This is a genomic window from Pseudomonas sp. MF09150, from assembly GCF_059862355.1.
Genome location: NZ_JCBCUS010000026.1, coordinates 1 through 5,544 on the forward strand (window position 1 = coordinate 1; position 5,544 = coordinate 5,544).

Below are 5,544 nucleotides of genomic sequence, written 5' to 3' on the forward strand. Positions count from 1 at the left end.
GGAATTTAATCTTGACGATGACCTACTCTCACATGGGGAAACCCCACACTACCATCGGCGATGCATCGTTTCACTGCTGAGTTCGGGATGGGATCAGGTGGTTCCAATGCTCTATGGTCGTCAAGAAATTCGGGTACTGAGTCGTGACCAGATGGCCTCGCTTCAGCAAATTGGGTATGTAATAGATTTGTGTGTTTCTCTCGAACTTTCGGTTCGTTTCGTCTTCACACACCGCAATCAGGTTCTTCTTACGAAGTTACGAGATTGCTTGGGTGTTATATGGTCAAGCCTCACGGGCAATTAGTATTGGTTAGCTCAACGCCTCACAGCGCTTACACACCCAACCTATCAACGTCGTAGTCTTCGACGGCCCTTCAGGGAACTCAAGGTTCCAGTGAGATCTCATCTTGAGGCAAGTTTCCCGCTTAGATGCTTTCAGCGGTTATCTTTTCCGAACATAGCTACCCGGCAATGCCACTGGCGTGACAACCGGAACACCAGAGGTTCGTCCACTCCGGTCCTCTCGTACTAGGAGCAGCCCCTCTCAAATCTCAAACGTCCACGGCAGATAGGGACCGAACTGTCTCACGACGTTCTAAACCCAGCTCGCGTACCACTTTAAATGGCGAACAGCCATACCCTTGGGACCGGCTTCAGCCCCAGGATGTGATGAGCCGACATCGAGGTGCCAAACACCGCCGTCGATATGAACTCTTGGGCGGTATCAGCCTGTTATCCCCGGAGTACCTTTTATCCGTTGAGCGATGGCCCTTCCATACAGAACCACCGGATCACTAAGACCTACTTTCGTACCTGCTCGACGTGTCTGTCTCGCAGTCAAGCGCGCTTTTGCCTTTATACTCTACGACCGATTTCCGACCGGTCTGAGCGCACCTTCGTACTCCTCCGTTACTCTTTAGGAGGAGACCGCCCCAGTCAAACTACCCACCATACACTGTCCTCGATCCGGATAACGGACCTGAGTTAGAACCTCAAAGTTGCCAGGGTGGTATTTCAAGGTTGGCTCCACGCAGACTGGCGTCCACGCTTCAAAGCCTCCCACCTATCCTACACAAGCAAATTCAAAGTCCAGTGCAAAGCTATAGTAAAGGTTCACGGGGTCTTTCCGTCTAGCCGCGGATACACTGCATCTTCACAGCGATTTCAATTTCACTGAGTCTCGGGTGGAGACAGCGCCGCCATCGTTACGCCATTCGTGCAGGTCGGAACTTACCCGACAAGGAATTTCGCTACCTTAGGACCGTTATAGTTACGGCCGCCGTTTACCGGGGCTTCGATCAAGAGCTTCGCGTTAGCTAACCCCATCAATTAACCTTCCGGCACCGGGCAGGCGTCACACCCTATACGTCCACTTTCGTGTTTGCAGAGTGCTGTGTTTTTAATAAACAGTCGCAGCGGCCTGGTATCTTCGACCGGCATGAGCTTACGGAGCAAGTCCTTCACCCTCACCGGCGCACCTTCTCCCGAAGTTACGGTGCCATTTTGCCTAGTTCCTTCACCCGAGTTCTCTCAAGCGCCTTGGTATTCTCTACCCAACCACCTGTGTCGGTTTGGGGTACGGTTCCTAGTTATCTGAAGCTTAGAAGCTTTTCTTGGAAGCATGGCATCAACCACTTCGTCACCTAAAAGGTAACTCGTCATCAGCTCTCGGCCTTAGAATCCCGGATTTACCTAAGATTCCAGCCTACCACCTTAAACTTGGACAACCAACGCCAAGCTGGCCTAGCCTTCTCCGTCCCTCCATCGCAATAACTAGAAGTACAGGAATATTAACCTGTTTTCCATCGACTACGCTTTTCAGCCTCGCCTTAGGGACCGACTAACCCTGCGTCGATTAACGTTGCGCAGGAAACCTTGGTCTTTCGGCGTGGGTGTTTTTCACACCCATTGTCGTTACTCATGTCAGCATTCGCACTTCTGATACCTCCAGCAAGCTTCTCAACTCACCTTCACAGGCTTACAGAACGCTCCTCTACCGCATCACTTACGTGATACCCGTAGCTTCGGTGTATGGTTTGAGCCCCGTTACATCTTCCGCGCAGGCCGACTCGACTAGTGAGCTATTACGCTTTCTTTAAAGGGTGGCTGCTTCTAAGCCAACCTCCTAGCTGTCTAAGCCTTCCCACATCGTTTCCCACTTAACCATAACTTTGGGACCTTAGCTGACGGTCTGGGTTGTTTCCCTTTTCACGACGGACGTTAGCACCCGCCGTGTGTCTCCCATGCTCGGCACTTGTAGGTATTCGGAGTTTGCATCGGTTTGGTAAGTCGGGATGACCCCCTAGCCGAAACAGTGCTCTACCCCCTACAGTGATACATGAGGCGCTACCTAAATAGCTTTCGAGGAGAACCAGCTATCTCCGAGCTTGATTAGCCTTTCACTCCGATCCACAGGTCATCCGCTAACTTTTCAACGGTAGTCGGTTCGGTCCTCCAGTTAGTGTTACCCAACCTTCAACCTGCCCATGGATAGATCGCCCGGTTTCGGGTCTATTCCCAGCGACTAGACGCCCTATTAAGACTCGCTTTCGCTACGCCTCCCCTATTCGGTTAAGCTCGCCACTGAAAATAAGTCGCTGACCCATTATACAAAAGGTACGCAGTCACAGAACAAAGTCTGCTCCCACTGCTTGTACGCATACGGTTTCAGGATCTATTTCACTCCCCTCTCCGGGGTTCTTTTCGCCTTTCCCTCACGGTACTAGTTCACTATCGGTCAGTCAGTAGTATTTAGCCTTGGAGGATGGTCCCCCCATATTCAGACAAAGTTTCTCGTGCTCCGTCCTACTCGATTTCATGACTAAGAGATTTTCGCGTACAGGGCTATCACCCACTATGGCCGCACTTTCCAGAGCGTTCCGCTAATCTCAAAGCCACTTAAGGGCTAGTCCCCGTTCGCTCGCCACTACTAAGGGAATCTCGGTTGATTTCTTTTCCTCAGGGTACTTAGATGTTTCAGTTCCCCTGGTTCGCTTCTTGCACCTATGTATTCAGTACAAGATACCTAACTTATGTTAGGTGGGTTCCCCCATTCAGACATCTCCGGATCAAAGTCTGTTTGCCGACTCCCCGAAGCTTTTCGCAGGCTACCACGTCTTTCATCGCCTCTGACTGCCAAGGCATCCACCGTATGCGCTTCTTCACTTGACCATATAACCCCAAGCAATCTGGTTATACTGTGAAGACGACATTCGCCGAAAATTCGCGATTAAACTCACAAATTTTACCTTAGCCTGATCCGTTACCAGTGAAAGTAACGTTCAGTCTATCTTTCTATCACATACCCAAATTTTTAAAGAACGATCTAGTCAAAGACTAGAAATCAACATTCACCATCAACCTGATGGAATGCTCATTTCTAAGCTTTATCACAGAAACAGCGTTAAGCAGTAAGTGGTGGAGCCAAACGGGATCGAACCGTTGACCTCCTGCGTGCAAGGCAGGCGCTCTCCCAGCTGAGCTATGGCCCCGTATCGCTACAGGCTTTTCCCACACAAAATTGGTGGGTCTGGGCAGATTCGAACTGCCGACCTCACCCTTATCAGGGGTGCGCTCTAACCAACTGAGCTACAGACCCAATTTCGGGCTGTTTCTATCGTCTTCTTCAATGAATCAAGCAATTCGTGTGGGTGCTTATGGAGCAGCTGATGTCGTCGATTAAGGAGGTGATCCAGCCGCAGGTTCCCCTACGGCTACCTTGTTACGACTTCACCCCAGTCATGAATCACACCGTGGTAACCGTCCTCCCGAAGGTTAGACTAGCTACTTCTGGTGCAACCCACTCCCATGGTGTGACGGGCGGTGTGTACAAGGCCCGGGAACGTATTCACCGCGACATTCTGATTCGCGATTACTAGCGATTCCGACTTCACGCAGTCGAGTTGCAGACTGCGATCCGGACTACGATCGGTTTTGTGGGATTAGCTCCACCTCGCGGCTTGGCAACCCTCTGTACCGACCATTGTAGCACGTGTGTAGCCCAGGCCGTAAGGGCCATGATGACTTGACGTCATCCCCACCTTCCTCCGGTTTGTCACCGGCAGTCTCCTTAGAGTGCCCACCATTACGTGCTGGTAACTAAGGACAAGGGTTGCGCTCGTTACGGGACTTAACCCAACATCTCACGACACGAGCTGACGACAGCCATGCAGCACCTGTCTCAATGTTCCCGAAGGCACCAATCTATCTCTAGAAAGTTCATTGGATGTCAAGGCCTGGTAAGGTTCTTCGCGTTGCTTCGAATTAAACCACATGCTCCACCGCTTGTGCGGGCCCCCGTCAATTCATTTGAGTTTTAACCTTGCGGCCGTACTCCCCAGGCGGTCAACTTAATGCGTTAGCTGCGCCACTAAGAGCTCAAGGCTCCCAACGGCTAGTTGACATCGTTTACGGCGTGGACTACCAGGGTATCTAATCCTGTTTGCTCCCCACGCTTTCGCACCTCAGTGTCAGTATCAGTCCAGGTGGTCGCCTTCGCCACTGGTGTTCCTTCCTATATCTACGCATTTCACCGCTACACAGGAAATTCCACCACCCTCTACCATACTCTAGCTTGCCAGTTTTGGATGCAGTTCCCAGGTTGAGCCCGGGGATTTCACATTCAACTTAACAAACCACCTACGCGCGCTTTACGCCCAGTAATTCCGATTAACGCTTGCACCCTCTGTATTACCGCGGCTGCTGGCACAGAGTTAGCCGGTGCTTATTCTGTCGGTAACGTCAAAACAATCACGTATTAGGTAACTGCCCTTCCTCCCAACTTAAAGTGCTTTACAATCCGAAGACCTTCTTCACACACGCGGCATGGCTGGATCAGGCTTTCGCCCATTGTCCAATATTCCCCACTGCTGCCTCCCGTAGGAGTCTGGACCGTGTCTCAGTTCCAGTGTGACTGATCATCCTCTCAGACCAGTTACGGATCGTAGCCTTGGTGAGCCATTACCTCACCAACTAGCTAATCCGACCTAGGCTCATCTGATAGCGCAAGGCCCGAAGGTCCCCTGCTTTCTCCCGTAGGACGTATGCGGTATTAGCGTCCGTTTCCGAACGTTATCCCCCACTACCAGGCAGATTCCTAGGCATTACTCACCCGTCCGCCGCTCGCCACCAGGTACAAGTACCCGTGCTGCCGCTCGACTTGCATGTGTTAGGCCTGCCGCCAGCGTTCAATCTGAGCCATGATCAAACTCTTCAGTTCAAACATCTTTGGGTTTTTAAGAAACCCTAAACTTGGCTCAGCAATCGTTGGTTACATCTTTGATTTCTCGCGGAGTAACTTGTGATGCTGATAATCTTTTTGACTATCAGTCTGACTCCACAAGCACCCACACGAATTGCTTGATTCAGTTGTTAAAGAGCGGTTGGTTAAGATCTTTCGTCTCAACCGAGGCGCGCATTCTACAGCAGCCTCATTTGCTGTCAAGTGATTATTTTCAGAAGTTTTCGAAGATTTCTTCAACAACTTCAACCACTTGCGCTTCCGATCTCTCGTTAGCGGGAGGCGAATTCTACAGCGTTACTCGC

General features: G+C 51.1%; 2 tRNA genes and 3 rRNA genes. All 5 read right to left on the reverse strand.

Going from position 1 to position 5,544, the window contains the following annotated elements:
* Positions 1–9: 9 nt before the first annotated feature.
* Positions 10–125 (reverse strand): 5S ribosomal RNA (gene rrf / locus AC19YX_RS35095).
* Positions 126–279: 154 nt separating this feature from the next.
* Positions 280–3,171: ribosomal RNA gene (locus AC19YX_RS35100) — 23S ribosomal RNA — on the reverse strand.
* A gap of 244 nt (positions 3,172–3,415) precedes the next feature.
* Positions 3,416–3,491, reverse strand: a tRNA-Ala gene (locus AC19YX_RS35105).
* A 30-nt stretch (positions 3,492–3,521) separates the two neighbouring features.
* Positions 3,522–3,598, reverse strand: a tRNA-Ile gene (locus tag AC19YX_RS35110).
* A gap of 81 nt (positions 3,599–3,679) precedes the next feature.
* Positions 3,680–5,218: ribosomal RNA gene (locus AC19YX_RS35115) — 16S ribosomal RNA — on the reverse strand.
* Together the 16S, 23S and 5S rRNA genes with 2 tRNA genes alongside form the textbook arrangement of a ribosomal RNA operon.
* Positions 5,219–5,544: the final 326 nt, after the last annotated feature.